This window comes from Haemophilus parainfluenzae, from assembly GCF_036288925.1.
GTDB lineage: Bacteria > Pseudomonadota > Gammaproteobacteria > Enterobacterales > Pasteurellaceae > Haemophilus_D.
The window spans coordinates 39,964-66,962 of record NZ_CP127167.1; the positions used below are offsets into that span (position 1 = coordinate 39,964).

At 39.4% G+C, this 26,999-nt stretch carries 29 protein-coding genes; 16 read left to right on the forward strand and 13 right to left on the reverse strand.

The window, feature by feature from the left end:
* Positions 1–6 precede the first annotated feature (6 nt).
* Both lepA and grcA read right to left on the reverse strand, forming a co-directional pair.
* Positions 7–1,803 (reverse strand): translation elongation factor 4, encoded by a 1,797-nt coding sequence (gene lepA, locus QQS40_RS00185; protein WP_329506808.1) that lies wholly within the window; start codon positions 1,801–1,803, stop codon positions 7–9.
* A gap of 168 nt (positions 1,804–1,971) precedes the next feature.
* Positions 1,972–2,355 (reverse strand): autonomous glycyl radical cofactor GrcA, encoded by a 384-nt coding sequence (gene grcA, locus QQS40_RS00190; protein ID WP_005628746.1) that lies wholly within the window; start codon positions 2,353–2,355, stop codon positions 1,972–1,974.
* Positions 2,356–2,618: 263 nt separating this feature from the next.
* Here grcA and ung point away from each other — a divergent pair, with 263 nt between their 5' ends.
* Positions 2,619–3,278, forward strand: coding sequence for a uracil-DNA glycosylase (ung, locus tag QQS40_RS00195; protein ID WP_329505434.1), 660 nt, complete (start codon positions 2,619–2,621; stop codon positions 3,276–3,278).
* Here the strand turns inward: ung and tadA are convergent.
* The 7 genes from tadA to QQS40_RS00230 form a co-directional block, all read right to left on the reverse strand.
* Complete coding sequence (gene tadA, locus QQS40_RS00200; protein ID WP_420485554.1) at positions 3,275–3,766, reverse strand: tRNA adenosine(34) deaminase TadA; 492 nt, start codon at positions 3,764–3,766, stop codon at positions 3,275–3,277. The genes ung and tadA overlap by 4 nt on opposite strands.
* 36 nt (positions 3,767–3,802) lie before the next feature.
* Positions 3,803–4,654, reverse strand: a complete 852-nt coding sequence (locus tag QQS40_RS00205; protein ID WP_329505438.1) for a thymidylate synthase — start codon at positions 4,652–4,654, stop codon at positions 3,803–3,805.
* 10 nt (positions 4,655–4,664) lie between these two features.
* Positions 4,665–5,474 (reverse strand): prolipoprotein diacylglyceryl transferase, encoded by an 810-nt coding sequence (lgt, locus tag QQS40_RS00210; protein ID WP_329505440.1) that lies wholly within the window; start codon positions 5,472–5,474, stop codon positions 4,665–4,667.
* Positions 5,475–5,482: 8 nt separating this feature from the next.
* Positions 5,483–6,277 (reverse strand): sulfite exporter TauE/SafE family protein, encoded by a 795-nt coding sequence (locus QQS40_RS00215; protein WP_329505442.1) that lies wholly within the window; start codon positions 6,275–6,277, stop codon positions 5,483–5,485.
* Positions 6,277–6,870 (reverse strand): RNA pyrophosphohydrolase, encoded by a 594-nt coding sequence (rppH, locus tag QQS40_RS00220; protein ID WP_329505444.1) that lies wholly within the window; start codon positions 6,868–6,870, stop codon positions 6,277–6,279. The genes QQS40_RS00215 and rppH overlap by 1 nt, the downstream gene beginning before the upstream one ends.
* 484 nt (positions 6,871–7,354) lie before the next feature.
* Entirely contained in the window at positions 7,355–7,918 is a 564-nt protein-coding gene (ampD, locus tag QQS40_RS00225; protein ID WP_329505446.1) for a 1,6-anhydro-N-acetylmuramyl-L-alanine amidase AmpD, read from the reverse strand.
* Positions 7,911–8,069 (reverse strand): hypothetical protein, encoded by a 159-nt coding sequence (locus tag QQS40_RS00230; protein WP_329505448.1) that lies wholly within the window; start codon positions 8,067–8,069, stop codon positions 7,911–7,913. The genes ampD and QQS40_RS00230 overlap by 8 nt, the downstream gene beginning before the upstream one ends.
* Between QQS40_RS00230 and ppdD the strand changes: the two genes are divergently transcribed.
* The 8 genes from ppdD to rhlB all read left to right on the forward strand — a co-directional run bounded on the left by ppdD (position 8,059) and on the right by rhlB (position 14,327).
* On the forward strand, positions 8,059–8,502 hold the full coding sequence (ppdD, locus tag QQS40_RS00235) for a prepilin peptidase-dependent pilin (protein ID WP_075875764.1): 444 nt from the start codon (positions 8,059–8,061) through the stop codon (positions 8,500–8,502). The genes QQS40_RS00230 and ppdD overlap by 11 nt on opposite strands.
* A gap of 6 nt (positions 8,503–8,508) precedes the next feature.
* On the forward strand, positions 8,509–9,888 hold the full coding sequence (locus QQS40_RS00240; RefSeq protein ID WP_329505451.1) for a GspE/PulE family protein: 1,380 nt from the start codon (positions 8,509–8,511) through the stop codon (positions 9,886–9,888).
* Between the two features lie 8 nt (positions 9,889–9,896).
* Positions 9,897–11,120 (forward strand): type II secretion system F family protein, encoded by a 1,224-nt coding sequence (locus tag QQS40_RS00245; protein ID WP_128786982.1) that lies wholly within the window; start codon positions 9,897–9,899, stop codon positions 11,118–11,120.
* Positions 11,117–11,794: a prepilin peptidase gene (locus QQS40_RS00250; protein ID WP_329505454.1), complete on the forward strand. Its 678-nt coding sequence runs from the start codon at positions 11,117–11,119 to the stop codon at positions 11,792–11,794. Before QQS40_RS00245 ends, QQS40_RS00250 begins: the two co-directional genes overlap by 4 nt.
* An 85-nt stretch (positions 11,795–11,879) precedes the next feature.
* Positions 11,880–12,500 (forward strand): dephospho-CoA kinase, encoded by a 621-nt coding sequence (gene coaE / locus QQS40_RS00255; RefSeq protein WP_329505456.1) that lies wholly within the window; start codon positions 11,880–11,882, stop codon positions 12,498–12,500.
* Entirely contained in the window at positions 12,493–12,699 is a 207-nt protein-coding gene (gene yacG, locus QQS40_RS00260; RefSeq protein ID WP_005695505.1) for a DNA gyrase inhibitor YacG, read from the forward strand. The genes coaE and yacG overlap by 8 nt, the downstream gene beginning before the upstream one ends.
* The gene (locus QQS40_RS00265; protein WP_329505459.1) at positions 12,696–12,977 is read left to right on the forward strand and encodes a GNAT family N-acetyltransferase; all 282 of its coding nucleotides are present in this window, start codon (positions 12,696–12,698) and stop codon (positions 12,975–12,977) included. The genes yacG and QQS40_RS00265 overlap by 4 nt, the downstream gene beginning before the upstream one ends.
* Positions 12,978–13,067: 90 nt before the next feature.
* On the forward strand, positions 13,068–14,327 hold the full coding sequence (gene rhlB / locus QQS40_RS00270) for an ATP-dependent RNA helicase RhlB (protein ID WP_289901439.1): 1,260 nt from the start codon (positions 13,068–13,070) through the stop codon (positions 14,325–14,327).
* A gap of 40 nt (positions 14,328–14,367) precedes the next feature.
* Here rhlB and mreD read toward each other — a convergent pair whose 3' ends face one another.
* The 4 genes from mreD to QQS40_RS00290 form a co-directional block, all read right to left on the reverse strand.
* Complete coding sequence (mreD, locus tag QQS40_RS00275) at positions 14,368–14,856, reverse strand: rod shape-determining protein MreD (protein ID WP_149785850.1); 489 nt, start codon at positions 14,854–14,856, stop codon at positions 14,368–14,370.
* Positions 14,856–15,920, reverse strand: a complete 1,065-nt coding sequence (gene mreC / locus QQS40_RS00280; RefSeq protein WP_049357720.1) for a rod shape-determining protein MreC — start codon at positions 15,918–15,920, stop codon at positions 14,856–14,858. The genes mreD and mreC overlap by 1 nt, the downstream gene beginning before the upstream one ends.
* A gap of 86 nt (positions 15,921–16,006) precedes the next feature.
* The gene (locus QQS40_RS00285; RefSeq protein ID WP_049357719.1) at positions 16,007–17,062 is read right to left on the reverse strand and encodes a rod shape-determining protein; all 1,056 of its coding nucleotides are present in this window, start codon (positions 17,060–17,062) and stop codon (positions 16,007–16,009) included.
* A 168-nt stretch (positions 17,063–17,230) separates the two neighbouring features.
* Complete coding sequence (locus QQS40_RS00290) at positions 17,231–19,021, reverse strand: ABC transporter ATP-binding protein/permease (RefSeq protein ID WP_128786976.1); 1,791 nt, start codon at positions 19,019–19,021, stop codon at positions 17,231–17,233.
* A gap of 165 nt (positions 19,022–19,186) precedes the next feature.
* Here QQS40_RS00290 and QQS40_RS00295 point away from each other — a divergent pair, with 165 nt between their 5' ends.
* The 7 genes from QQS40_RS00295 (at position 19,187) to QQS40_RS00325 (ending at position 26,997) form a co-directional block, all read left to right on the forward strand.
* The gene (locus tag QQS40_RS00295) at positions 19,187–20,839 is read left to right on the forward strand and encodes a putative transporter (protein WP_329505463.1); all 1,653 of its coding nucleotides are present in this window, start codon (positions 19,187–19,189) and stop codon (positions 20,837–20,839) included.
* A 150-nt stretch (positions 20,840–20,989) separates the two neighbouring features.
* The gene (rsfS, locus tag QQS40_RS00300) at positions 20,990–21,298 is read left to right on the forward strand and encodes a ribosome silencing factor (RefSeq protein ID WP_329505465.1); all 309 of its coding nucleotides are present in this window, start codon (positions 20,990–20,992) and stop codon (positions 21,296–21,298) included.
* A gap of 39 nt (positions 21,299–21,337) precedes the next feature.
* Positions 21,338–21,805, forward strand: coding sequence for a 23S rRNA (pseudouridine(1915)-N(3))-methyltransferase RlmH (gene rlmH / locus QQS40_RS00305; protein ID WP_329505467.1), 468 nt, complete (start codon positions 21,338–21,340; stop codon positions 21,803–21,805).
* Between the two features lie 15 nt (positions 21,806–21,820).
* Positions 21,821–23,779 carry a penicillin-binding protein 2 gene (gene mrdA / locus QQS40_RS00310; protein WP_329505469.1) on the forward strand — a complete coding sequence of 653 codons (1,959 nt, stop codon included), beginning with the start codon at positions 21,821–21,823 and terminating at the stop codon, positions 23,777–23,779.
* 17 nt (positions 23,780–23,796) lie between these two features.
* Positions 23,797–24,912 carry a rod shape-determining protein RodA gene (gene rodA / locus QQS40_RS00315; RefSeq protein WP_329505471.1) on the forward strand — a complete coding sequence of 372 codons (1,116 nt, stop codon included), beginning with the start codon at positions 23,797–23,799 and terminating at the stop codon, positions 24,910–24,912.
* Positions 24,913–24,965: 53 nt separating this feature from the next.
* Complete coding sequence (locus QQS40_RS00320; protein WP_526036874.1) at positions 24,966–25,679, forward strand: septal ring lytic transglycosylase RlpA family protein; 714 nt, start codon at positions 24,966–24,968, stop codon at positions 25,677–25,679.
* A 130-nt stretch (positions 25,680–25,809) separates the two neighbouring features.
* The gene (locus tag QQS40_RS00325; protein ID WP_329505473.1) at positions 25,810–26,997 is read left to right on the forward strand and encodes a serine hydrolase; all 1,188 of its coding nucleotides are present in this window, start codon (positions 25,810–25,812) and stop codon (positions 26,995–26,997) included.
* Positions 26,998–26,999: the final 2 nt, after the last annotated feature.

Genomic DNA, 26,999 nt, shown 5'->3' on the forward strand with positions numbered 1-26,999 from the left:
TCTTTCCTATTTATCTTTACCAACGTGTAAGATCGCTAAAAACGCTTCTTGCGGCACTTCCACGTTACCTAAAGATTTCATTCGTTTTTTACCTTCTTTCTGTTTCTGTAAGAGTTTTTTCTTACGGCTCACATCACCACCATAACATTTTGCTAATACGTTTTTACGCAATTGTTTTACGGTTGAACGCGCAATAATGTGGTTACCAATCGCGGCTTGGATCGCGATATCAAATTGCTGACGTGGAATCAGCTCACGCATTTTTTCAACTAACTCACGACCACGATAAGGGGCGTTATCTTTATGAACAATTAACGCTAACGCATCAACACGATCACCATTAATCATGATATCCACGCGCACCATGTCCGCCGCTTGGAAACGTTTAAAACCATAATCCAAGGAGGCATAACCGCGAGAAGTTGATTTCAAGCGATCGAAGAAATCTAATACTACTTCGCCCATTGGGATTTCATAAGTTAACGCAATTTGGTTGCCGTGATACACCATATTGGTTTGTACACCACGTTTTTCCACACAAAGAGTAATCACGTTACCTAAGAATTCCTGTGGTACTAACATATTACATTCTGCGATAGGCTCGCGAATTTCTGAAATATTATTCAATGGCGGTAATTTCGCTGGACTATCCACATAAACCACTTCACCATTGGTCATTTCGACTTCATAAATTACAGTTGGTGCCGTGGTAATCAAATCAAGATCGTATTCACGCTCTAAACGCTCTTGAATGATCTCCATGTGTAAAAGCCCCAAGAAACCACAACGGAAACCAAAACCTAAAGCCGTCGAGTTTTCTGGCTCATAGAAAAGCGACGCATCGTTTAAGCTTAATTTACCTAACGCATCGCGGAAAGCTTCGTAATCATCTGAACTAACTGGGAATAAACCGGCATAAACCTGTGGTTTTACTTTCTTAAAGCCTGGCAATACATGGCTTGCCGGATTATGTTGATGGGTTAAGGTATCCCCTACTGGTGCACCTAAAATATCTTTAATTGCACAAACAACCCAGCCTACTTCGCCGGTATTTAATACGGTCGTATCCACTTGTTTTGGCGTAAAAATCCCTAAACGATCAACGTTATAAGCCTGTCCGGTAGACATGACTTTGATTTTATCGCCTTTACGCAAGACACCATTTTTAATACGAACTAATGACACCACGCCTAAATAGTTATCGAACCAAGAGTCAATAATCAATGCTTGTAATGGTGCTTCAGGATCACCTTCTGGCGCAGGAATTTTCGCAACAATTTCTTCTAATACATCTTCAATACCCACACCGGTTTTCGCCGAACAACGTACCGCTTCCATCGCATCAATACCGACGATGTCTTCAATTTCTTCTGCTACACGTTCAGGATCTGCTGCGGGTAAGTCGATTTTATTCAAAATCGGCACGACTTCTAAATCCATTTCAATGGCGGTATAGCAGTTTGCCAAGGTTTGAGCTTCTACGCCTTGTCCCGCATCCACAACTAGCAATGCCCCTTCACAAGCCGCAAGAGAACGCGACACTTCATAAGAGAAGTCCACGTGTCCTGGTGTATCGATAAAGTTTAATTGGTATGTTTCACCGTCTTTGGCTTGATAATTTAAGGTTACACTCTGCGCTTTAATGGTAATACCGCGCTCACGCTCAAGATCCATGGAATCCAGCACTTGCGCTTCCATTTCACGATCCGAAAGGCCCCCACAGGTCTGAATTAATCGGTCAGAAAGAGTCGATTTACCGTGGTCAATATGGGCAATAATAGAAAAGTTGCGAATATTCTTCATAAATAGATTAGTTTTCTCAAAAATCATTAAATTTAACTGGCGGATTGTACCTGAAAAGCGCAGAAATCGCTAGGGATCAAAGGGAAAAGTGCGGTCAAATTTTCAAACCTTTTAGATAAGACAAAACCCCGAATGACTTCGGGGTTTCTTTTTTCATTCAAACTGAAATTATAGGCTTTCAGTGAAAGTACGAGTAATAACGTCGCGTTGTTGTTCTGGTGTTAAAGAGTTGAAACGTACTGCGTAACCAGAAACACGGATAGTTAATTGTGGATATTTATCCGGGTTGTTTACTGCATCTTCTAACGTTTCACGACGTAATACGTTTACGTTTAAGTGTTGACCACCTTCAACTTTAACAGTTGGTGCTACGTTTACCGGTAATTCACGATATTCGATTTGGCCTAATTCGCTCACTGCCACAACTTGGTCTTCAGCAAATTCGCCTTTGGCACATAAGCAACGAGCTTCATTTTTCTCGCTGTCTAATAACCAGAATGAGTTTAAAAGATTGTCATTTGCTGCTTGAGTAATTTGAATACCTTTGATCATAAAATGCCTCCTAGTTTGGCGTTTGTATATTAATTGAACTGTGCAAATTTTATCAAATTATTTTAAAATTTCAATTTATTTTGACTTAAAACAGATTCTTTTTTCAAACTATCTTATAAAATTGATCTAAATTAAAGTTTTAGATATAAAAAATACAATATATATTTTTATTTAACAAAATATTAACATACTTGATCAAATAAAGCCTTTATCAGTCATTTCATCTATAATATTCGGAAATTTATCTAATAAGGAAATATAACATGAAAACTTGGACAGATGTTATCGGTCAAGAGAAAGAAAAACCTTACTTTAAACACATTCTACAGCAAGTTCATCAAGAGCGACTAGCCGGAAAAACCATTTACCCACCGCAAGACGAAGTATTTAATGCCTTTAAATATACGGCATTTGATGAGGTGAAAGTTGTCATTTTAGGACAGGATCCCTATCATGGTCCAAATCAAGCGCACGGTTTAGCTTTTTCGGTGAAACCTGAGGTTGCCATTCCCCCTTCTCTACTGAATATGTATAAAGAATTGGCTAACGATATTCCTGGTTTTCAAATGCCAAATTATGGCTACTTAGTGAAATGGGCTGAGCAAGGTGTACTGTTGCTTAACACCGTGCTAACTGTAGAGCGCGGCATGGCTCATTCACATGCTAAATTTGGTTGGGAAATCTTTACAGACCAAGTAATTGCAGCACTCAATGAACACCGTGAAAAAATAGTATTTTTACTTTGGGGAAGTCATGCGCAGAAAAAAGGGCAATTTATTGATCGCAATCGTCATTATGTTTTAACTGCCCCGCACCCTTCCCCTCTTTCAGCACATCGTGGTTTTCTAGGATGTCATCATTTTTCTAAAGCCAATGAATACTTAAAACAACATGGTTTAACTGAAATTGATTGGCAAGTTTAAGATTGCAATTCAACATCAAGCGGGAGAGTCTTTTTCCGCTTTTCTTCCTTTTTCTGCTCTCGTCTTTTTTTAAAAAAATCACTCAATTTCTGGCCGCACTTTTCTGCCAGCACGCCAGAGGTAATTTCTAACGTATGATTCATTTTATAATCATCAAAAAAGTGGAAACGAGAACCTACAGCTCCCGTTTTATAATCTGACGCACCGAAGACTAAGCGTTTAATGCGGCTATGTAAAATCGCGCCCGCACACATGGTGCAAGGCTCTAGAGTGACATAAAGTGTGGTATTGAGCAGACGATAATTTTGAATATGTTGTGCGGCATTACGCAATGCGACAATTTCAGCGTGAGCGGTCGGATCATTTTCAATGATAGATAAATTCCAGCCTTCACCGAGAATATTTCCTTCATCATCTACCAACACAGCCCCGACTGGAATCTCACCGAGTGCTTTTGCACGATCGGCAAGCATCAGGGCGTGTTGCATAAATTTCTCGTCTAAATCTGACCGCACGTTGAATGCCTAAACAGAGAAAGGATATTTGATTGGTTCGTGAGATTGATAACCCACCACCTTGAAATCATCCATCGTTACCCAAGTTTCAAGATCTTCAAGAGTTTTAATATCAGGATTAATTTCTAATTGTGGTGAAGGGAATGGTTCACGTTTTAATTGCACATCACGCATTAACTCAAGTTGGTCTTCATAAATATGCGCATTTACAATTTTATGATATGCCTTACCCGGTTTATTGCCAGTAATTTGCGCCATCAAAACAAGGAAAGTAAAGACCTGAATTTGATTGAAGTTTAAGCCAAGTGGCACATCACAAGAGCGTTGGTAGCTCGTTAAGTGCAATGTATCGCCTACTAAAGAAAAAGTATGTGTGTGCATGCAAGGACGCAAACAGCCTAGATCAAATTCGCCTGGATTGAAGAAAGTCAGAATCTCACCGCGGTCATCAATCCCTCGGCTTAAATTGTTCACAATTTTACGAAGTTGATCGATGGTTTCGCCATTCGGTTTACGCCATGCTCTGCCTTGTACGCCATAAACGCGGCCCATATCATCGGTGCCTTTACGATGTGGATTGGCAAGCCAAGCGGCATTTTCATTAGCATTGGCATCCCATGTTTTAGTACCCAGCTTACGGAAATCCGCGGCGTTATCATAACCACGAATATAACCTAAAAATTCCGCAATCGCTGCTTTCCAATAGCTTTTACGCGTGGTAATTAAGGGAAATTGATTATTAGCAACATCATATTCTAAATCCGCATTAATCACTGTAAGGCAACGCTTGCCAGTACGCTCGTTAGCAACCCACTCACCTTCATTTACAATGCGATGACAAAGATCTAAATATTGTTTCATAAAAAACTCCTTACTGACGAACCGCACTTTTCGTGCGATTGTATGCCCATGCCATAATTAATCCACCACCGATAATCATCGGTAAGCAAAGGGCCTGACCACGTGTCATGATGCCTAAGAAAGATTCCACTTCTGGCTCACGGACATATTCAACGATAAAACGGAAAATCCCGTAACCAACCAGGAATAATCCTGCTACAGAACCTGCTGGACGAGGCTTTTTAATAAAGAGATTCAGAATAATAAACAGTACGAAACCTTCTAAAAATGCTTCATAAAGCTGTGAAGGATGGCGTGGTAATAAGAGTGGATCATTTGGGAAAATCATCGCCCAAGGCACATCGGTTTCTCGTCCCCAAAGTTCTAAATTGATGAAGTTACCAATTCGTCCCATCCCTAAACCAAATGGAATCAAGGGCGCCACGAAATCTGCCGTCTGCCAGAAACTTCTTTTTTGAGAATAAGAAGTCCAAATCATTGAGATAATCACACCAATTAACCCACCATGGAATGACATTCCGCCTTCCCAAACACGGAATAAATACAGTGGATCTTGCAGAAAATGATCGAAGTTATAGAAAAAAACATCGCCAATGCGGCCACCTAAGAATACGCCCATAAAGCCATTAAAAAGCAATGTATCCACTTGATCGACGGTCCAACCACTATTAGGTTGATTTGCACGACGAACCGCTAGCCAACGAGCAAAGATAAAGCCTAATAAATACATTAAGCCATACCAACGCAGCCCAATATTGCTGTCACCAAAAGTGAAAATAGTCGGATCAAAATGTGGAAGTATCAAAAATTCTGAATTCATAACATTCCTTATTTCATAAACATATCAACTGCGATGGCAATTAATAACAAGGCAAAGCCTTTTTTCAAGGTTGGGACAGGGAGTTTTGAGGTCGCTGTTGCCCCTAATTTAGAAGTGAAAAATGAGGTGACCGTAATACCGAGCACTGCGGGTAAATAAATATAACCGAGGGAATAATCCGGCATGGAAGGGTTGCCCCAACCGCTCACCATAAAGCTTAACATGCCAGATAAACCAAGAAGCGCACCACAGAACGCAGAAGAACCGATAGATTTTTTCATATCAATCCCGCGAGAGTTTAAAAATGGTACGATAAAACCACCGCCGCCAATGCCAGCTGCACTTGATGCCATACCAATCAAGATACCGCCAATAACGGAAGATTGTGTTGTTAAAGGTTTGGTTTTCCCTGTGCTTTTCTTAATAGAAATCACCATTTTGGCTGCTAAATAAACGACTAAACAAGCAAAGATTTTAGCGGATACATCACGATCGAGTTTGCCAATAAATAACCCGGAGATAAATACCGTAATCATGATCACCGGCGCGAGTACTTTCACCGCACTCCACACTATATTACCCAATTTATGGTGGCGCTGTGCGGAAGAAAATCCGGTAATCACAATGGTCGCAAATGAAGTCCCCAAGGCTGTGGACATCAACATTTGATCAGGAATACCCATCATCGGCAATAAATAAACCAAGGTTGGCACAATAACTAATCCACCGCCAATGCCAAATAATCCGGCAAGAAAACCAACGATAGCCCCGACAAGCAAACAAAGTAGAATAAAAGTGAGCATTATTGTCCCCTTGATTTATAAGATGAACGTTTTTGATATTTAGAAAAGCCATTTTTACGCGGCGCATGATAAGGTTTATTTGTCTCATGCTCTTGCGTATTTTCAAGCAATGTTTTTTCGTTGCCAAACATCACTTGAGCAAACTCTTTCATCGCTTTGCGATAAACATCTTTCTTAAAAGACACAACCTGACGTACGGGATACCAAAAATTCACCCAACGCCAACCATCAAATTCGGGGGATTTTGTTGTGTTCATATTAATATTTTTTTCATCACCCACTAATTGCAACAGAAACCAACGTTGTTTTTGACCTATACACATGGGTTTGCTGTCATAACGCAACAATCTTTTCGGCAGCTTATAACGCAACCAATGTTTAGAGGCATAAAGCACCTTCACATCTTTGGGTTGCAAACCAACCTCTTCATATAATTCACGATACATGGCTTGTTCAGCACTTTCATTATCGTTAATCCCACCTTGCGGGAATTGCCACGAATTCTGTCCGTATCGTTTAGCCCAAAGCACCTGCCCTTTTCGATTACAAATGACAATGCCTACATTTGGACGGTAGCCATCAAAATCGAGCACTATCGTTCACCTTAAATTTTGTACAAAAATAATTTGCAGATTGTTTCATAAATTCGCTTTTTTATCAACCGAATGGGCATATTTAGCCTATTGTGGATAACTTTGTGGGTAACACTTGGATAGTCTAAATTTAACTGTGTATAAAGATCAAAAAATGCTTTTCACACTTCATTTTTTTCATTTTTGCATAACCTTTAATCAAAAATTTTCCGAAAAAAATGACCGCACTTTTTCTCATCAAAGTGCGGTCAAAAATTCAGCCATTTTTTAATTTAAACATTCCTTGCTTGGTGAAGAAATAACAGCGGTGAGTTATTCAATATTTCTGTGGATAAAATTGTGATTGAGCAAATGGAGAGTGTTGTATAACTCTTCTCTGTATTTTAGCTTCAATTTTGGAGAAAAAATTTTCTCTTTAATTTCATTAAGATAAAGCTTATTCATAGAAATCATCTTATTCACATTCGAGCAAAAAATTTAGTGGTTATTTTTTATCCAAATCTTTTTTAACTAATGTTAAATAGCGTTCCCATTCAAAATATTGACCTGGATCGATCTTACGACCAGGCGAAATATCGCAATGCCCAACGATACGATCGAGCGTTATTTTCGGATAAGCTTGCATGATATCTCGTGTTAATGCAGCAAGCATCTGGTATTGTTCCGCTGTAAAAGGTTGTTCATTACTGCCCTCTAGCTCAATCCCAATCGCAAAATCATTACATTTATTGCGTCCTTCAAAGCAAGAGAGTCCTGCATGCCATGCCCTGTCATCAAAACTGACATATTGTGTCACTCTGCCATCACGTTCAATTAAACAATGGGCTGACACACGAAATTGATAAATTTCTTCAAAATAGGGATGAGTAGTGGGATCAAGTTTTCCTTGGAAAAAATCATCTACATATCCCCCACCAAACTCTTCAGGCGGCAAACTGATGTAATGAATGACGAGTAATGAAATATCTTCTACATCAGGACGTTCATCAAAATGGGGGGAAATCACTTTTCTTGTCTGGCTTAACCAGCCATTTTTTATCTTATTCATCTGTTTTTCTGCGATTAAATTTCATTTTTGCGATCTCGATCGCAAAAGAAGTGCGGTCAGTTTTACTTTCATTTTTCCCTTTTACACAATGTTCAGCCAATTCTGGCATTTTTTTATTCAACCAAAAGGAAATTAATTTAATGAAACTCACTTTTTCTAAACCTTTGCATAAAGGTTTTACGTTAATTGAATTGATGATCGTGATTGCGATTATTGCTATTCTCGCGACGATCGCCATTCCGTCTTATCAAAATTATACCAAAAAAGCAGCCATCTCCGAATTATTGCAAGCTTCGGCACCTTATAAATCTGATGTGGAGTTATGCGTCTATAGCACCAATGCCCCGACAAACTGTTCAGGTGGTTCAAATGGCATTGCAGCAGACATCACTACTGCAAAAGGCTATGTTAAATCCATTACCACGAAATCGGGTGTGATTACGGTAACAGGAAATGGCGCATTGGATGGGATCAGTTATTCTTTAACGGCGACAGGCTCAACCTCATCAGGTGTCACCTGGACAACCGCTTGCCCAAGCAATGCGGATTTATTCCCAGCAGGTTTCTGCTCTCCAGCCAAATAGCGAAATATGGCTTATCAAGCAACGGCAAAAAATGGCGAGATTTATCAAATCTCGCCACAATATTGGCAACAAAACCAACAGCAACAAGCTTTGCTGTTACGTTACTTTGCGCTCCCTCTTAAAGAAGACGAACACCATTTATGGCTTGCGGTGGATTCGCTGAATAATCTTGCAGCTTGTGAAACCTTTGCTTTTTTAAGTGGAAAATTAGTTGAACCGATTTTATTTGAAACACATCAACTCAAACAACTTTTACAATCCCTTGCACCGAAAGCCAATCAAATAGAAGAACAAGCGACGTTTTATCATCATTCAGAAGAGGAAAGCACCGCTAATTTATCTAATGATGATGAACCCGTTATTCAATTATTAAATGGTATTTTTGAAACCGCCCTGCAAAAAAATGCCTCCGATATTCATTTAGAAACCCAGCCAAATGGGCTTTTAGTTCGTTTGCGTATTGATGGTGTACTTCAACCACAGCCGATTATCAGTAAATCGCTCGCCAATCGTGTGATTTCTCGTTTAAAACTCTTAGCCAAACTGGATATCAGTGAAACTCGGCTACCACAAGATGGCCGCTTTCAATTCAAAACGACGTTCTCCGATATTTTAGATTTCCGCCTTTCTACCTTGCCCACGCATTGGGGAGAAAAAGCGGTATTACGATTACAACAAAATAAACCGGTTCAATTAAGTTTTGCTGAACTTGGCATGACACAGAACCAACAAAGTCAATTTCAACATGCACTCAGCCAACCGCAAGGTTTAATCCTCGTGACTGGACCAACGGGAAGCGGAAAAAGTATCTCACTTTATACCGCACTCCAATGGCTCAATACGCCAGATAAACACATTATGACGGCAGAAGATCCCGTTGAAATAGAATTAGAAGGCATCATTCAAACTCAAGTGAATCCGCAAATCGGTTTAGATTTTAGTCGATTACTTCGTACATTTTTACGGCAAGATCCCGACATTATTATGCTTGGTGAAATTCGAGACGAAGAAAGTGCATTAATGGCATTAAGAGCCGCTCAAACCGGCCATCTAGTACTTTCTACCTTGCATACCAATGATGCCATCTCAGCCATTTCGCGCTTACAGCAATTAGGCATTCAATCTCACGAAATTAAAAATAGTCTCTTATTAGTTATCGCACAGCGATTGGTGCGCAAACGTTACTTAAAGTGCAGTCAAGAGTTTAGTGATTCTTGTGATTGCCATCAAGGGTATCAAGGGCGTATTGGGGTGTATCAATTTTTACAATGCGAAAACAACCGTTACCAAACTGATTTCGATTCACTTTATCAAAGCGCGTTAGAAAAAGTAAAAGATAACATCACCGATCTTGATGAGATTCAACGCGTGTTAGGCAAAAAATAGGTATCACTATGGCAAAGCAAAAACTCTTTTACTTCCAAGCCTATGATCAGCGGCAACAATGGCAAAAAGGTAGCCTTGTTGCTCAATCTAAACAAGCTGCTCAATTCCAGTTAATCGCAAAAGGTTTTAGCCACATTCGCTTGCAACAAGATTGGCAACTTAATCAGAAACCGAAAAATGCAGAAATCAGTGCCTTATTGAATCAACTGGCTACTCTGCTCAGCTCTGCTATTCCATTAAAAAATGCATTACACATTTTGCAAGACAACTGCACACAATTGGGTTTGCATCAGTGGCTTGGCGCCTTAATTGAATTAATTGAAAGTGGTCTTCCGTTTTCACAAAGCTTGGAAATACAAGGAAAGTATTTAAATTTTCAAGAAATTCAGCTCATTCAGGTGGGAGAAATGACAGGAAAACTGGCGGAGGTATGCACTAAAATTGCAGAACGTCGAACGCAATCATTAACGCTTCAACGCAAATTGCAAAAAATTATGCTTTATCCAGCCATGGTATTAGGTATTTCGCTTTCACTTACGTTGATTTTATTACTTTTCGTTGTGCCTCAATTTGCTGAAATGTATGGCGAAAATTCCGCTGAATTGCCTACATTAACCGCCGTATTATTAGCTATGTCTCAATTCCTACAACATCATTTTGTTGCGTTAATGATTGCCTGCACTTTCGCTATTTTTATGTTGAAGATGGCATTAAAACATTCTCTTTGGCTGAATCAAAAAAAGCATGCCCTAATTAGTCGCATACCAATTTGGGGCAATATCATTTGCCTTTCTCGTCTAATCAGTTTTAGCCATAACCTGCAATTAATGCTTCAATCCGGAGTGGCATTAACGCCAGCCTTAAATAGCTTTCTCCCCAAACAACAAACCTGGCAAACACAACGTACCTTAAAAGGCGATATTCTGCTACAACAAGAAGTGCGGTCAATTTTGCAGTGGGTTTCTCAAGGTTACCCTTTTTCTGAAAGCGTCAGTAGTCATCTTTTCCCAATGGAAGCTCAACAAATGCTACAAATTGGAGAGAAAAGTGGAAAACTTGCGTTGATGTTGCGTCATATTGCTGATAACTATCAAGAAAAACTCAATCATCAAATTGATTTACTTTCCCAACTTTTAGAGCCTTTAATGATGCTCATCATTGGTAGTTTAATCGGTATTATTATGATGGGCATGTATCTGCCAATTTTCAATATGGGATCTGTAATCCAATGATGACATTAGCTTTTTTCTTATTGGGTGGTTTAACGGGTATCTTTGTTTGGATTTATATTGATCGTTTTATTCCCAATCTCCAACAAGAAATTTATCAGAACTATATCGAACTTTACCCTGAAAACAATTCTATTTTCCATAGCGAAAAAGCAGCGATTCAATCTCAAAAGTGCGGTCATATTTTCCTTTATTTTTTAGGGTTTGGACTCTGTTTTGCTGTATTCTATTATTTTCTTCAGGATGAATTATTTACTTTATGGCTCACGATTACGCTTAGTCTACTTTTTGTTATCAGTTGGCTAGACTGGCATTATCAACTGATTTCACCGACACCTTGCCTCTTTTTATTTTTCCTGGGTTTATTCGGCGCACATCAAGAATTTTCAATTCTGACGCTTTCTCAAAGTTTAGAAAGTGCGGTTAGTTTTTTCGGTGTTTTTTATATTATCTATCATTTATCTAAATGGTTTTATAAGAAGGAAGCATTAGGCCGTGGTGATTATTGGCTTGCTTTAGGAATAGGTGCTTATCTCACCATCGCACACTTACCACTTTTCTTATTCATCGCCTGTCTATTAGGTATCATAGTCTATTGGATTTCTCGCAAACCTGTTTTACCTTTTGCGCCCTTTCTTTGCTTATCTTTAATCATCACCAGTGCAATAACCCTATAAATGTAATATATTGGCAACATTGAAAAATATTGTGTTTAGGAGATAGATGTAAAACATTCTCCTAAATCAAGTAGCAAGGAATATTATGACTTATATTGTAGGCCTCACTGGCGGCATCGGTAGTGGAAAAAGCACAATTGCAAATCTCTTTGTTGAACTTGATGTACCCATTGTTGATGCCGATATGGTGGCAAGAGAAGTGGTTGAAAAAGGCTCGCCGCTACTTGCTCAAATTGCTGAACACTTTGGTAAATCGATTCTGAATGAAGAAGGAGAATTAAATCGAGCCGAGCTACGAAAAAAAGTATTTGCAGACGAAAATGAGAAAAACTGGCTCAATCATTTATTACATCCAGCTATTCGCGAAAGAATGTTGTCACAGTTAAACAGTCAGACCGCTCCTTATACCTTGTTTGTCGTTCCACTGCTTATTGAAAATAAGCTCACCACGCTTTGCGACCGCATACTTGTTGTCGATGTTAAACCTGAAACTCAGCTGGCTCGTGCGTCATCGAGAGATCATAATAATATTCAGCAAATTCAAGATATTATAAATGCACAAGTCAGCCGTGAAGAACGATTAAAATGGGCGGATGATATTATTTCAAATGATGCAAAATTACCTGAAAACTTACCGCACTTAAAACAAAAAGTGCTAGAATTACACCAATTTTATTTAAGTGAATCGAGAAAGAAAAATGTCTGATGAAATTTTTGAAGTCCCTTGCCCTACGTGCCAAAAGCCTGTACCTTGGACACAGGAAAGCCAATTTCGCCCTTTTTGTAGCAAACGTTGCCAACTCATTGATTTAGGGGAATGGGCTGCAGAAGAAAAAGCTATTCCAAGTGACACAGCAGATTTTGCCATGGACCCCAATCTCAGTGATGAATGGAGTATCAAATGAGTCTTCAGCATCATGATAATGGTGAGCAGGGAGAGTTTTTCTTACTCGATGAGCAAGGGAAGAAAATCGCGAAACTCACCTATTTTTATGAAAAAACCGATACCATTAATGCTAATCATACATTTGTTGATGATTCTCTTCGAGGGCAAGGTATGGCAGACAAACTCTATCAAGCCTTAATTCATTTTATCCAGGCTAAAAAGCTGACATTGCACCCAACTTGTAGCTATATTGCAAGAAAATGGGAACGAACCCAATCTGCTCAATCCCAAGCTTAAACCTATTAATAAGCGTTTTATTTTTAAGGATATTTTTCCAGCTTCGTGCTATCCTTAGCCCCATTTATTTCTGAGAACCTGTTATTTATTATGCAAGAAAATTATTTAAGTCAGCAGCGGTTTGCTGATCTTCCATTACATCCTATCGTACAAAAAGCCCTACAAGACAAGGGATTTGAATATTGCACCCCAATTCAAGCATTATCATTACCTATTACCTTACAAGGAAAAGATGTTGCCGGCCAAGCGCAAACCGGCACAGGTAAAACGATGGCATTTTTAACGGCAACATTTCATCACTTATTGACGCATCAACCTGATTTTGCTACCAATCAACCTCGCGCATTAATTCTTGCACCAACACGTGAACTGGCTGTGCAAATTAATAATGATGCAGAGTTGTTAGCTAAAACAAGTGGATTACGAACCGCACTTGCTTATGGTGGTGATGGCTATGATAAACAGCTCAAAGCTATCGAAGCCGGTGTGGATATTTTAATTGGTACCACTGGTCGTGTGATTGACTATGTGAAACAAGGCATTATTCGTTTAGATGACATTCAAGTTGTGGTACTAGATGAAGCGGATCGCATGTTTGATTTAGGTTTCATTCGTGATATTCGTTATTTATTACGCAAGTGTCCTTCTCCGCAAGAACGCCTCACCATGCTCTTTTCTGCTACGCTCTCTTACAAAGTGCGCGAACTTGCCTTTGAAGATATGAATTCCCCAGAATATATTGAAATTGAACCGGAACAAAAAACGGGCCATCGAATTAAAGAGGAACTTTTCTATCCGTCAAATGAAGACAAAATTCCTCTCTTACTGACATTAATGGAAGAGGAATGGCCGGAGCGTTGTATTGTCTTTGCAAATACTAAACATAAATGTGAAGAAATTTGGGGTTATTTAGCAGCAGATGGTCATCGAGTGGGATTACTCACCGGGGATGTGGCACAGAAAAAACGTCTTTCATTGCTCAAACAATTTACCGATGGTGAGCTCGATATTCTCGTGGCAACTGATGTTGCTGCGCGTGGGTTACATATTTCAGACGTGACTCATGTTTTTAACTTTGATCTACCTGATGACCGAGAAGATTACGTTCACCGTATTGGTCGTACTGGTCGAGCAGGTGAAAGTGGTGTGTCTATCAGCTTTGCTTGTGAAGAATATGCGATGAATTTACCGGCAATTGAAGAATACATTGGTCATTCTATTCCCGTCAGTCAATATGATCCGAATTCATTGATTAGTGATATTCCCAAACCTTATCGTTTAAAACGCAATCTATCCCCTCAAATGCGAAATACTACAGCAAGAAAAACAAACTATCGTCGTAAAAACTAAAAAGAAAAGCTGATGAACTCCCTCATCAGCTTTTTTATGATTAATGCAATCCGACTCGTCGACGTGCAGTACGCATCAATAAGAAAACCCATGGCCATAACACACCTGATGCGATGGCACCAAAGATTTCCTGCCAATTAAAAAATGCCCCATGCAAAGAGAATTCAACCAAGAAAATAGCCACTCGAATCGCAAAAACAAAAAAGAGTACCAATAAACTTTGGAACCAAAGAGAAAGGTTGCGCAACATTAAGTAATATTTGGAAACAAAATAGAAGGCGACAGAAAGTACCAATGCATGAACTCCAAGAATAGAGCCTAGCACGATATCCCATAAAAGCCCGAGTAAAAATGCCCAACCAATACTTACTCTATTGGGCAAAGCAAGCGTCCAATAAAGCAAAACTAAAATTAACCAAGAAGGTTTAAAGGCTTGAAAGCCTGCTGGCCATGGGGCTAATTCCATTACTAATGCGACAATAAAGAAGCACAAAATTGTCGCCCATTGAAAAATAAAACGCCCTTGCATTAATCTTCATCCCTATGTTCTTGCTGCTCCGGAGAAATGGGTTCCTCTTGTTGAGGCATTGTGGTCGGAATGTCAGGATCCACAATTTCTTTTCCTGTATGCGGCTGTACTCCATCCTCTTGATCATCTGTAATTTTGGTTTTACTCACTGAATGAGTTGCTTCATTAGCTTGACTTTCCAAACGTTGCTGCACAAGACGACGCACCTCTTCCGGTGACATGGATTTCACTTTCGACATATCAAGGTTGCTTGGCCAAAGTAAAAGCAAATAACGTAAACGATCTAATTCAGCCAAAGGTTTCGCTTTCACCGTCGCAAAGTAATTTGATCCATCACGAGACACACTTTGTACGACTGCCACCGGATAGCCTTCCACAAAACGCCCCCCCAAACCTGAAGTGACCAATAAATCGCCTTTTTCAATATCCACAGAACGAGGCACGTTATCTAAGGTAAGCTCATCAGAGTGTCCTGTACCACTTGCGATCACGCGCACATCATTACGTAAAACTTGCACTGGAATAGAATGGGTTACATCGGTTAAAAGCAATACTCGACTCGTATTTTCTCCCACTGATATAATCTGCCCAATCATTCCTTTTTCATCAATCACAGGCTGACCAACATAAGCACCATCACGTTCCCCTTGATTGATCACCACTTGCTGACGATAAACGTCAGTTTCAGCTGTAAGCACTTCTGCAATCTTTTTATATTCATCGGTGCGTAAAGGCGAATTAAGCAGTAAACGAAGACGTTGGTTTTCTACCTTGAGTTGATCCAATAATAAAAGATCGGCATTTTTCTCACGCAGCTGCTCACGTAATACCTTATTTTCAATAAGCAGTTTATTGGTGTCCACCAAGTTGCTTGATACACCATCTAGAACCGTTCTTGGCCCATTCGCAAGGTAATACAAGCCCCCTACGGCAGTTTCCATGACACTACGCGCCTTCGTCATTGATGAAGTTTTTCCATCAACTAAAATCAATGTTATCGAAGCAATCACCGCTAATATAAGTCGAATACCTAATGGTGGTGCTTTACCAAAAATGGGTTTCATTCACTATCCTAGGGTTGAAAGGAAAAGTGCGGTCAAAAAATCAGACAAATTAAAAACACCGATTTTTCGAACCGCACTCTTAGAGATTAAATTTCGTCGCTAAAAATATCACCACCATGCATATTAATCATTTCAATTGCTTCACCACCACCTCGGGCCACACAAGTCAATGGTTCTTCAGCGATAATTACTGGTACGCCACATTCTTGTGAAAGCAATACATCAATATTACTTAATAAGGCTCCACCACCTGTTAACACCATACCGCGTTCAAAAATATCTGCTGCGTGTTCTGGTTGGCATTCTTCAAGTGCAGTACGTACTGCCGCAACAATCCCATTTAATGGTTGTTGAAGCGCTTCTTGCACATCACGAGAGGTTAATTTGAATGAGCGAGGTGCACCTTCAGCAAGATTATGTCCGTGCACTTCCATTTCTAAAATTTCATCACCTTCTTGAATATATGCTGTACCAATTTCATGTTTAATACGTTCAGCTGTTGGTTCGCCGATAACAGAACCAAAAGTGCGACGGACATAAGAAATGATCGCTTCATCAAAACGATCTCCACCGATACGGACTGAAGATGAATAAACAATACCATTTAAGGAAATCACGGCCACTTCAGTAGTCCCACCACCAATATCAATCACCATTGAACCAATCGCTGTTGATACGGGTAAGTTTGCACCAATCGCTGCAGCCATAGGTTCTTCAATTAAATAGACTTCTCGAGCACCAGCACCCAATGCGGATTCTTTGATTGCACGACGTTCAACTTGAGTTGCACCAGCCGGTACACAAACGAGCACACGTGGACTAGGACGCATAAAATTGCCTGTATGAACTTGTTTAATAAAGTATTGCAACATTTTTTCAGTAACAGAGAAATCAGCAATCACACCATCTTTCATCGGACGAATAGCCACGATACTTTTTGGTGTACGACCCAGCATTTGTTTTGCTTCTTTACCTACTGCAGCAATACTTTTGTATGCCCCCATACGATCTTGACGGATCGCCACTACTGAAGGTTCATCAAGCACAATACCTTGGCCTTTTACATAAATTAATGTATTTGCTGTACCTAAATCGATAGAAAGATCGTTTGAAAATAAACCACGAATTTTTTTAAATAACATAAGAATTCCGTCATTAGTTTAGTAAAAAATCGCTCATTTCTGAGCATAGAAAAAATTGTGCTAAATGTACCAAAAAATCGAGCTTGATAACAGGATTTTTTAGCTTGCTCATTAAAGCTTATATCGCTATTTTCGAGTAAGATAAATATGGCCGATTTAAAATATACCCTATTTAAGATCTTGGCTAGTGAATTGCCACTTACTATTATCTAAAATAACTAACTGTTGCTGATGGAAAGCTTGTAAGGTTGAACGATGTCCCACACTGATAATCGTTGTATTAGGTAAACGTTCTTTTAATAGACGATACATCGTATCTTCTAGGCCCTCATCCATACTTGCAGTCGCTTCATCTAGGAACGCCACTGTCGGTTTATGCAATAACAAACGAGCAAACGCTAAACGTTGTTGCTCTCCAAGCGAAAGAATACGTGTCCAATCTTGCTCGCGATCTAAACGATCTTGTAAATGCCCTAAAGACACTTGTTTTAATATCTCAATCATCTCATCACGATTAAAGGCCTTTTCTTCATTCGGATAAGCCAATGCAGTCAATAAACTGCCTTGTGGTAAATAAGGTTTTTGCGATAAGAAAAGCTGATGGATTGGACAATATACATCCCCTTCAGAATATGCCCAAAGCCCTGCCACCGTTCTCAACAACGTGGTTTTACCCACGCCCGAATTACCTTGAATTAATACCGTTGAACCTTGTGGCAGTGTCAAATTTAAATTTTCAATTAAGGTTTTTCCAAATGGATTACTAATGGTTAAATTCTTAAAGATCACATCAGTTTCATGTTGGTGTAAATTCGACGTAGATTGACGATTCGCCATATCAATCGCATAATTAAAGCCCGTTAAACGATCTAATGTGGCTTTGTATCCGGCAAAACCATCATAAGAATTACGGAAGAACGAAAGATTTGAATGCAACTTGCCAAATACTTGTAGCGTTTGCATAAGATCGCCAAGTTTAATTTGCTTCCCGAAATAACGTCCCACTTGGATGAGCAAAGGGAACACAACCGAAACTTGGCTAACCACTAGGTTAAAACCAGAGAATTTTAAGGTTCGATAAACAATATCCCACATGTTATTGATCACCGAACCGAATTGTTTATAAAGTTGGCTACTCTCGACTTTCTCACCCGCATAAAATGCCACACTTTCTGCATATTCTTTGATACGAATTAAAGAATAACGATAGTTAGCGTTTAAGCGTTCATTGATGAAATTCAACATAATTAACGGTCGACCTAAACGGAATGCAATCGCAGTAGTGATAATCACATAAGCAAACACCAAAAACACCATCATGCGTGGAATTTCAGTACCAAATACCATCATTGGTCCCGCTAATCCCCACAATAAGATCGTGTAAGAAATCATCGAGGTAACAGCATCAATCACACCAGTGCTTAAGGAAAGCGAGGTTCTCACATAAGATTGCACATCTTGTTGAATACGTTGATCAGGGTTATCTAAGTTAGCGGAAACATACTGGGTTTTATAGTACGCTCGCTTATCCATCCATTTATCCACCAACTGACTATTCAACCATTCAATCCAATTAATAGAAAAACGTTGTTCTAAATAATAACTAAGCAATGCCGTCATGACAGAGCTTGTCGCAATCACACAGAACAGCACCATTTGATCCCAAAATACCGATTCATTAAATTCCTGTAAGGAGGTGTACATATTGTTATACCACTCGGAATGGACCAAGCTAATACGCACACTGACCAATGTCATCGCCACAATTAACAAGAAAAATAGCAAAGGTTTAATACTTCGACGAGGTGAAAGATACCCACCCGCAAATTGCCAAAATTGTTTACCCCAGTGGGTAAAACGGACTAATAAGAAAATACCAAAGCTAAACACAACAGCCGTCATCGCTAGTGTTTTTACTATCCATAAAAGCGAATTAATGGCCTCTTGAGCGTAATCCATAATCAACCTATAAAATCAAAAAAGTGCGGTCATTTTAGGCGGTGTTTATTTTTACGCAAGAAAAAATGTGATGGAAATAACATTTTTTGACTTTGTTACAAGCGGGTAGGAAATCAAATTGTTATAATCCAAAATAGTTAAATCTTAATAAATTTAGAGGTAAATATGAGTGAAACGGCAATAACCATCGGTTTACTCGCCCTCGTAGCCATAATAGGTCTATGGATTGGGCACTTCAAAGTTAAGGGGGTCGGCCTAGGTATTGGCGGCGTATTATTTGGCGGTATTTTAGTGGCGCATTTTACAACACAATATGATATTAAGTTAGATAGCCACACATTACATTTTGTACAAGAATTCGGCTTAATTCTATTTGTTTATACGATTGGCATTCAAGTAGGCCCTGGCTTTTTTGCTTCTTTAAGGAAATCAGGATTAGCCTTAAATGGTCTAGGGATCTTAATCGTTGTACTCGGCGCATTAGTCACCATTCTAATTTATAAACTTGCCGATATTCCACTTGACGTGGTACTGGGTATTTACTCTGGTGCAGTCACCAATACGCCATCTCTCGGTGCAGGTCAACAAATCCTTTCTGAATTAGGTATGACGCAAACCACATCTACCATGGGGATGGCCTATGCAATGGCCTATCCTTTTGGAATTTGTGGTATTTTGCTTTCTATGTGGCTGATTCGTCTTTTCTTTAAAATTAAAGTGGATGAAGAAGCAGCAAATTTTGAAAAAGAAAGTGGTCACGATAAAGAAGCGCTTAAAAGCATGTCTCTGAAAGTCACCAATACTAATCTCAATGGTATCCATTTGATTGAGATCCCTAGTTTTGACGATGAAGATGTCGTTTGTTCTCGCTTAAAACGAGGTGAATTAGTCATTGTGCCAAAAGCGGATACCGATGTTCAACTTGGTGACATTTTGCATTTAGTTGGCAATCCTGAAGGCTTAAAAAAAATGCATCTTATTATTGGGGAGGAAGTCGATATCCCGGTAGCCAGCTTGAGTGGAGAGATTCGTTCTGAACGCGTTGTGGTTACCAATGAAAAAGTATTAGGTAAACAAATTCGCCATCTCGGCATCCATCAAAAATATGGTGTGGTGATTTCACGTTTAAATCGTGCGGGTGTAGAGTTGGTTCCGACTGCCCATACAGCCCTTCAATTCGGCGACGTATTACACATGGTGGGTAAAACCGACATTCTCAACCAAGCCATTTCAGTGATTGGGAACGCGAAACAGAAACTGTTACAAGTACAAATGTTACCCGTATTTATTGGGATTGGTTTAGGAGTGTTACTCGGCTCTATTCCTTTCTATATTCCAGGCTTTCCTGTGGCATTAAAATTAGGGCTAGCGGGAGGACCATTAGTTGTCGCATTAATTCTTGCTCGAATTGGCTCTATCGGTAAACTCTATTGGTTTATGCCACCAAGTGCAAACTTGGCATTGCGCGAAATTGGTATAGTGCTCTTTCTCGCTGTAGTCGGCTTAAAATCTGGCGGTAGTTTTGTGGATACACTCACCAATGGTTCAGGCCTTGAATGGATGGGATATGGTATTTTCATCACACTTATTCCATTAATGATTGTAGGTGTTATTGCTCGTTTATATGCCAAATTAAATTACCTTTCACTTTGTGGTTTATTGGCGGGTTCGATGACAGATCCTCCAGCGCTCGCTTTCGCCAACGAACTTAAAGAGGGAAATGGTGCAGCAGCACTCTCCTATGCGACAGTTTATCCTCTCACTATGTTCTTAAGGATCGTTTCACCACAATTGTTAGCGATTCTTTTATGGGTTTGATATTCTTCTGACTTGGGGCAGAATAACTGCTCCAATATTTATACTAAGTGCTATTTCAAACATAAAACAATTCAAATAAATCGCCCCTAAGTCTACCCCTTTCTCTCATTCAATGATAGAATTCCTCGCTTTACTTCAATAGGAAAAGAAATGTCATTAGTTGAATTTGTAATTGATAAACTCGATGATTTGAAAGGCATGGAAATCGTGCATTTTGATGTAAAAGGCAAATCATCGATTACTGAAAATATGATTATTTGTACCGGCACATCTAGCCGTCAAGTCTCTGCTATGGCCGATAACCTTATTGCGGAATGTAAAAAAGCCGGTTACGAAACCTTTGGTGAAGAAGGGCGCAATACGGCTGATTGGATCGTGGTCGATCTCGGTCAAACTATCGTACATATTATGCAACGTGATGCGCGTGAGATGTATCAGTTAGAAAAACTTTGGGCATAAAGTGCGGTCAATTTTGATTGTGTTTTGAAAGGGAAAAGGATGAAAATCACATTAATCGCTGTGGGCACAAAAATGCCAGCTTGGGTGATAACTGGATTCGAAGAATACCAACGTCGTTTTCCTAAAGATATGCCTTTTGAACTCATTGAAATTCCAGCAGGCAAGCGTGGAAAAAATGCGGATATTAAACGCATCTTAGAACAAGAAGGTAAAGCGATGCTTGCCGCTTGCGGAAAAGGCAAAGTGGTGACATTAGATATTCCAGGCAAACCTTGGACAACGCCACAACTTGCTGAACAATTAGAGAGTTGGAAAAACGATGGTCGTGATGTGTGCTTGCTTATTGGCGGACCTGAAGGCTTATCTTCTGAATGCAAAGCTGCGGCAGAACAAAGCTGGTCACTTTCTCCGCTCACCATGCCACATCCACTAGTGCGTGTTGTGGTGGCTGAAAGCTTATACCGCGCTTGGTCGCTAACCACAAATCATCCTTATCACAGAGAATAACGTGTTACATTACCGATGAATTTAAAGAAATTCTTTGCTGCCCCAAGCCATGATACCATCCGTGATAAAAAAGCCGAACGGAATTTATTTGCACGTCGCACATTGGTTGCATTCGTTGGTATTTTAGCGCTAAGCAGTGTGTTATTTGCCAACATTTACCATCTTCAGGTGATAAGTTACGAAACATATCAAACTCGCTCTAACGGCAATCGCATTAAATTACTTCCATTGCCGCCTACTCGCGGATTAATTTATGATCGTTATGGTGAACTACTAGCGGAAAATCTCACCTTTTTCGGCTTATATATCGTGCCAGAAAAAACGGAGAATTTAGACCGCACTTTTGAAGAGTTGCGCTATGTTGTAGGGCTCACAGACGAAGACATTGATCATTTCAAAAAAGAGCGCCGCCGCGGTACTCGCTATACACCTATTTTACTCAAACAAAACTTAACAGAAGAACAAATTGCTCGTTTTGCTGTGAATCAATATAAATATCCAAGCCTTGATATTCGTCCTTATTTCAAACGAAATTACCTGTACGGCGAAGCGATGACTCATATTTTAGGCTATGTTGGACGCATCAATGACCGAGATGTTGAACGCCTGAAAAAAGAAGAAAAATTCGCCAATTACTCAGGCTCGACAGATATGGGAAAACTGGGTATTGAACGTTATTACGAAGAGCAACTCCATGGCTCGACGGGTTTTGAAGAGGTTGAAATTAATAACCGTGGCAAAGTTATTCGTAAATTGCGAGAACAACCAGCTACTGCGGGTAAAAGTATTCATCTGACTATCGATTTAGCTCTACAACGCTATATTATGACATTACTGTCAGGGCAAAAAGGCGCGGTTGTCGTACTGGATCCTAAAGATAACAGTGTACTCGCGATGGTTTCTACACCAAGTTACGACAATAATTTATTTGTAGATGGCATATCCTCTAACGATTACAAGCGTTTATTAGATGACCCAGCTCGCCCACTTTACAGTCGTGCAACGCAAGGCGTTTACCCCCCAGCCTCCACAGTAAAACCATTTGTTGCTGTTGCTGCACTCACAGAAGGCGTAATCACAACCAATACCACTATCTTTGATCCAGGTTATTGGACATTACCCAATTCAACAAAACGTTTTCGAGATTGGAAAAAATCAGGACACGGTTATACCGACTTAAATAAAGCGATTACTGAATCATCAGATACTTTCTTCTATCAAACCGCCTTTAACTTAGGTATTGATCGTTTTTCTATGTGGATGAAACGTTTTGGTTTTGGTATGCCGACAGGTATTGAAATCCAAGAAGAAGCCTCAGCCAACATGCCGAGTAAAGAATGGAAACAAAAACGCTATAAAAAACCTTGGGTGCAGGGCGATACAATCTCAGTGGGGATTGGGCAAGGTTACTGGACGGCTACGCCATTACAAGTGGCAAAAGCAACCTCTATTGTGGTCAATAACGGCAAAATTCATACACCACATTTAATGAAATCCGTTGAAGGCGCCACCATTGAGCCCTATCAAGATCCACTTTTATATGAAGATATTACCGATCCGAAACAAGCTTATTGGGATGCGGCTAAGCGTGGTATGTTCAATATGGTGAATTCAGGTGCAGGGACGGGGCGAAAAGCCTTTATCGGCACCAACTACCATGTAGCCGGAAAATCTGGTACGGCACAGGTTTTCAGTTTAAAAGAAAACCAAAAATATAATGCTGCAGGGTTAAAAAAGGAATTGCATGACCATGCTTGGTTCACCGCTTATGCACCCTACGAAGATCCAAAATTGGTTGTTACGATTATTTTAGAAAATGCCGGTGGCGGCTCAAGTAATGCAGCGCCAATTGTGCGTCAAATTATGGATTTCTACTTGAATAAACGCTTGCCACAAATTGAACGTCAAGAAAATGCTGAAAAAGAGAAAAAGACGACCCAAACTAATTTAGATGCGCTAGCACTAGACCCCTAACCAAGTGAGAATGAATAATGGAAGAAAAAGTACCTTTATGCTTGCGATTATGGCAACGTTTACATATTGATTTCTTATTATTTATTGGGCTCGTTGCTATTACGGCTTACGGTATGCTTGTGCTTTATAGTGCATCAGGTGCCAGCGAAGTGATGTTTCAAAATCGCATTATTCAAGTCATATTAGGCTTTACTGTCATGATCATTATGGCACAGCTGCCCCCAGAATTTTATCAACGTCTGGCACCTTATTTATATTTGATGGGTTTTATTATGCTAATTTTGGTTGATGCTATCGGGACCACAAGTAAAGGCGCTCAACGTTGGTTAGATCTCGGATTTATTCGCTTTCAGCCTTCTGAAATTGTAAAGCTCGCAGTACCATTAATGGTTGCCGTCTATTTAGGTAACCGTCCATTACCCCCTAAAATGAGCGAGACTTTCATCGCTATCGCAATAATTATCATACCTACCTTACTTGTAGCCATTCAACCGGACCTAGGTACATCAATTCTCATTAGTGCATCAGGCTTATTCGTGGTGTTTTTAGCCGGGATGAGTTGGTGGCTTATTATTTCTGCTATACTTGGTTTAGCAGCCTTTATTCCTATCATGTGGATGTATTTAATGCATGACTACCAACGTATGCGTGTATTGACTTTACTTGATCCAGAAAAAGATCCGCTTGGAGCAGGTTACCACATTTTGCAATCTAAAATTGCCATCGGTTCAGGCGGTATATCTGGAAAGGGATGGATGCAAGGAACACAATCCCAATTAGAATTTTTGCCTGAACCGCACACTGATTTTATTTTTGCCGTAATGAGTGAAGAGCATGGAATGATTGGTTTCCTTATTTTGATGGCAATTTATTTATTTATTATTATCCGTGGATTAATGATTGCAGTTAATGCAGAAACTTCTTTCGGGCGTATTCTTGCTGGAGCAACCACACTGATTTTCTTTGTTTATATCTTTGTAAATATTGGCATGGTAAGCGGCATTTTACCTGTTGTAGGAGTGCCTTTACCACTCTTTAGCTACGGCGGAACTTCATATGTCGCTATCATGGCAAGCTTCGGTTTGGTGATGTCTATCCATACGCACAAACCTCGTTTTATGAAAGGGAACTAATTTCTCTTTTAGCTTTCTTATAAAGAATACAGATAATATTGAAAGTAATAAGTATGACATTTAAAAACTTCTTAAAAACGACCGCTCTTTTCACTATGATCATTAGCTCAAGCCTCTCAGCTTTTGCCGATACTAAAAAAATGTATGGTATCCAAGGCGATTCATTATCAATTGCCACAACCATTCAAACACCCCAAAGCTACCAAGTGAATGGTAAAACCTACACCACACAAGGTGATGAAGCAAAATCTTACTCCAAAGAAGGAATGGCAAGTTACTATCATCATAAATTTAATGGACAGAAAACAGCGAATGGTGAACACTATGATTCGACACGTTATACTGCTGCCCATAAAACCTTACCATTAAATTCATATGCAGTTGTCACAAACTTGCATAACAATCGTAAAGTGATTGTACGAATTAATGATCGTGGTCCGTTTAGTGAGAAACGTATCATTGACTTATCTCATTCGGCTGCGAAAGAATTAGGTCTTATTGCTCGTGGTACAGGGCAAGTAAGAATTGAAGCATTACATGTGAATCATAAAGGTCAAATTTCAGGTGTTGGGGCAAAAACACTTGCTAAACATGCGAAAACAAAAGAAGCAATTCGTCGCTTGGTATCAAATAAACATAAAAAGGAAAAAAAATCACAACTCAAACATCACAAAGAATGTAAAAATTGTCTTAAAACTAAAACGACTTATTCTATCGCACAAAAAACAAGCAAAAAACACGAACATAAAGCTCGTATTAAACGATAAGGTTTATTTTATTATATTCACTGAGCAAGCTATAACGCTTAGCAATTAAGCACAAAATGATAAAAACACCTAATAAATTATCATTCATCATTTATACTTAGAAACCGAATAGACTATTAAAGGAAAAACTATGTTAAAACAATCTACTAAATTGAAAAAACTCTCCCTACTTACTGCATTCATGGCAACTTCAACATTTGCAACAGCTGAAGATATTCAATACGGTATTGCTATACCCGAAATAAATGCCCAAACCTATATTTTAATGGATTATAATTCTGGAGCCATATTATCATCACTGAATCCAGATCAACGTCAATATCCAGCCTCATTAACCAAAATGATGACTAGCTATGTGATTGGCGAAGCTTTAAAGCAAGGTAAAATTCATAATGAAGATATGGTCACTATTGGCGAAAGTGCTTGGGGTAGAAACTTCCCTGATTCTTCAAAAATGTTCTTAAATTTAAATCAACAAGTATCCGTCGGTGATTTAAACAAAGGAATTATCATTGTTTCAGGTAATGATGCTTGTGTAGCGGTGGCAGAACATATTTCTGGTACCGTTGCGAACTTCGTTGATACCATGAATAAATATGTGCAACAATTTGGCTTAAAAAATACCCATTTCACTACACCACACGGTTTAGATGATCCAAACCAATATTCAACTGCTCGTGATATGGCGATTATTGGTGCACATATTATCCGCGATTTACCTGAAGAATATAAAATCTATTCAGAAAAAGAATTTACTTTCAATAAAATTAAACAGCCTAACCGTAATGGTTTATTATGGGATAAAAGTCTTAATGTAGATGGCATGAAAACGGGCCACACAAGCCAAGCTGGTTATAATCTCGTTGCCTCTGCAACAAACGCAAGCAATATGCGTTTGATTTCTGTTGTCATGGGCGTGCCAACCTATAAAGGTCGTGAAGTGGAAAGTAAAAAACTCTTACAATGGGGTTTTGCTAACTTTGAAACCTTAAAAACCTACAAGGCCAATGAAGAAATTTCAACACAATCGGTTTACTACGGTGATAAAGGTGAGGTAAAAGTTGGTGTATTACAAGATGGATTTATTACCGTACCCAAAGGCAAACAAGCTGACTTAAAAGCACGTTACGAATTAGATAATAAATACTTACAAGCTCCTTTAGCAAAAGGCCAAGTGGTGGGTAAAATCGTTTATCAATTAGATGGTAAAGATGTCGCAACCGTCAGTCTTCAAGCATTAGAAGATGTGCAAGAAGGCAGCTTCTTAGGAAAAGGTTGGGACTGGTTGGTACTAACGGTTAAAGGATTATTCGACTAAAC

Bases quoted from the DNA above. Each gene is read 5' to 3' on its own strand.
- lepA (WP_329506808.1), bottom strand. From the start codon at position 1,803: ATGAAGAATATTCGCAACTTTTCTATTATTGCCCATATTGACCACGGT.
- grcA (WP_005628746.1), bottom strand. From the start codon at position 2,355: ATGATCAAAGGTATTCAAATTACTCAAGCAGCAAATGACAATCTTTTA.
- ung (WP_329505434.1), top strand. From the start codon at position 2,619: ATGAAAACTTGGACAGATGTTATCGGTCAAGAGAAAGAAAAACCTTAC.
- tadA (WP_420485554.1), bottom strand. From the start codon at position 3,766: ATGCAACACGCCCTGATGCTTGCCGATCGTGCAAAAGCACTCGGTGAG.
- QQS40_RS00205 (WP_329505438.1), bottom strand. From the start codon at position 4,654: ATGAAACAATATTTAGATCTTTGTCATCGCATTGTAAATGAAGGTGAG.
- lgt (WP_329505440.1), bottom strand. From the start codon at position 5,474: ATGAATTCAGAATTTTTGATACTTCCACATTTTGATCCGACTATTTTC.
- QQS40_RS00215 (WP_329505442.1), bottom strand. From the start codon at position 6,277: ATGCTCACTTTTATTCTACTTTGTTTGCTTGTCGGGGCTATCGTTGGT.
- ampD (WP_329505446.1), bottom strand. From the start codon at position 7,918: ATGAATAAGATAAAAAATGGCTGGTTAAGCCAGACAAGAAAAGTGATT.
- ppdD (WP_075875764.1), top strand. From the start codon at position 8,059: ATGAAACTCACTTTTTCTAAACCTTTGCATAAAGGTTTTACGTTAATT.
- QQS40_RS00240 (WP_329505451.1), top strand. From the start codon at position 8,509: ATGGCTTATCAAGCAACGGCAAAAAATGGCGAGATTTATCAAATCTCG.
- QQS40_RS00245 (WP_128786982.1), top strand. From the start codon at position 9,897: ATGGCAAAGCAAAAACTCTTTTACTTCCAAGCCTATGATCAGCGGCAA.
- QQS40_RS00250 (WP_329505454.1), top strand. From the start codon at position 11,117: ATGATGACATTAGCTTTTTTCTTATTGGGTGGTTTAACGGGTATCTTT.
- coaE (WP_329505456.1), top strand. From the start codon at position 11,880: ATGACTTATATTGTAGGCCTCACTGGCGGCATCGGTAGTGGAAAAAGC.
- yacG (WP_005695505.1), top strand. From the start codon at position 12,493: ATGTCTGATGAAATTTTTGAAGTCCCTTGCCCTACGTGCCAAAAGCCT.
- QQS40_RS00265 (WP_329505459.1), top strand. From the start codon at position 12,696: ATGAGTCTTCAGCATCATGATAATGGTGAGCAGGGAGAGTTTTTCTTA.
- rhlB (WP_289901439.1), top strand. From the start codon at position 13,068: ATGCAAGAAAATTATTTAAGTCAGCAGCGGTTTGCTGATCTTCCATTA.
- mreD (WP_149785850.1), bottom strand. From the start codon at position 14,856: ATGCAAGGGCGTTTTATTTTTCAATGGGCGACAATTTTGTGCTTCTTT.
- mreC (WP_049357720.1), bottom strand. From the start codon at position 15,920: ATGAAACCCATTTTTGGTAAAGCACCACCATTAGGTATTCGACTTATA.
- QQS40_RS00285 (WP_049357719.1), bottom strand. From the start codon at position 17,062: ATGTTATTTAAAAAAATTCGTGGTTTATTTTCAAACGATCTTTCTATC.
- QQS40_RS00290 (WP_128786976.1), bottom strand. From the start codon at position 19,021: ATGGATTACGCTCAAGAGGCCATTAATTCGCTTTTATGGATAGTAAAA.
- QQS40_RS00295 (WP_329505463.1), top strand. From the start codon at position 19,187: ATGAGTGAAACGGCAATAACCATCGGTTTACTCGCCCTCGTAGCCATA.
- rsfS (WP_329505465.1), top strand. From the start codon at position 20,990: ATGTCATTAGTTGAATTTGTAATTGATAAACTCGATGATTTGAAAGGC.
- rlmH (WP_329505467.1), top strand. From the start codon at position 21,338: ATGAAAATCACATTAATCGCTGTGGGCACAAAAATGCCAGCTTGGGTG.
- mrdA (WP_329505469.1), top strand. From the start codon at position 21,821: ATGAATTTAAAGAAATTCTTTGCTGCCCCAAGCCATGATACCATCCGT.
- rodA (WP_329505471.1), top strand. From the start codon at position 23,797: ATGGAAGAAAAAGTACCTTTATGCTTGCGATTATGGCAACGTTTACAT.
- QQS40_RS00320 (WP_526036874.1), top strand. From the start codon at position 24,966: ATGACATTTAAAAACTTCTTAAAAACGACCGCTCTTTTCACTATGATC.
- QQS40_RS00325 (WP_329505473.1), top strand. From the start codon at position 25,810: ATGTTAAAACAATCTACTAAATTGAAAAAACTCTCCCTACTTACTGCA.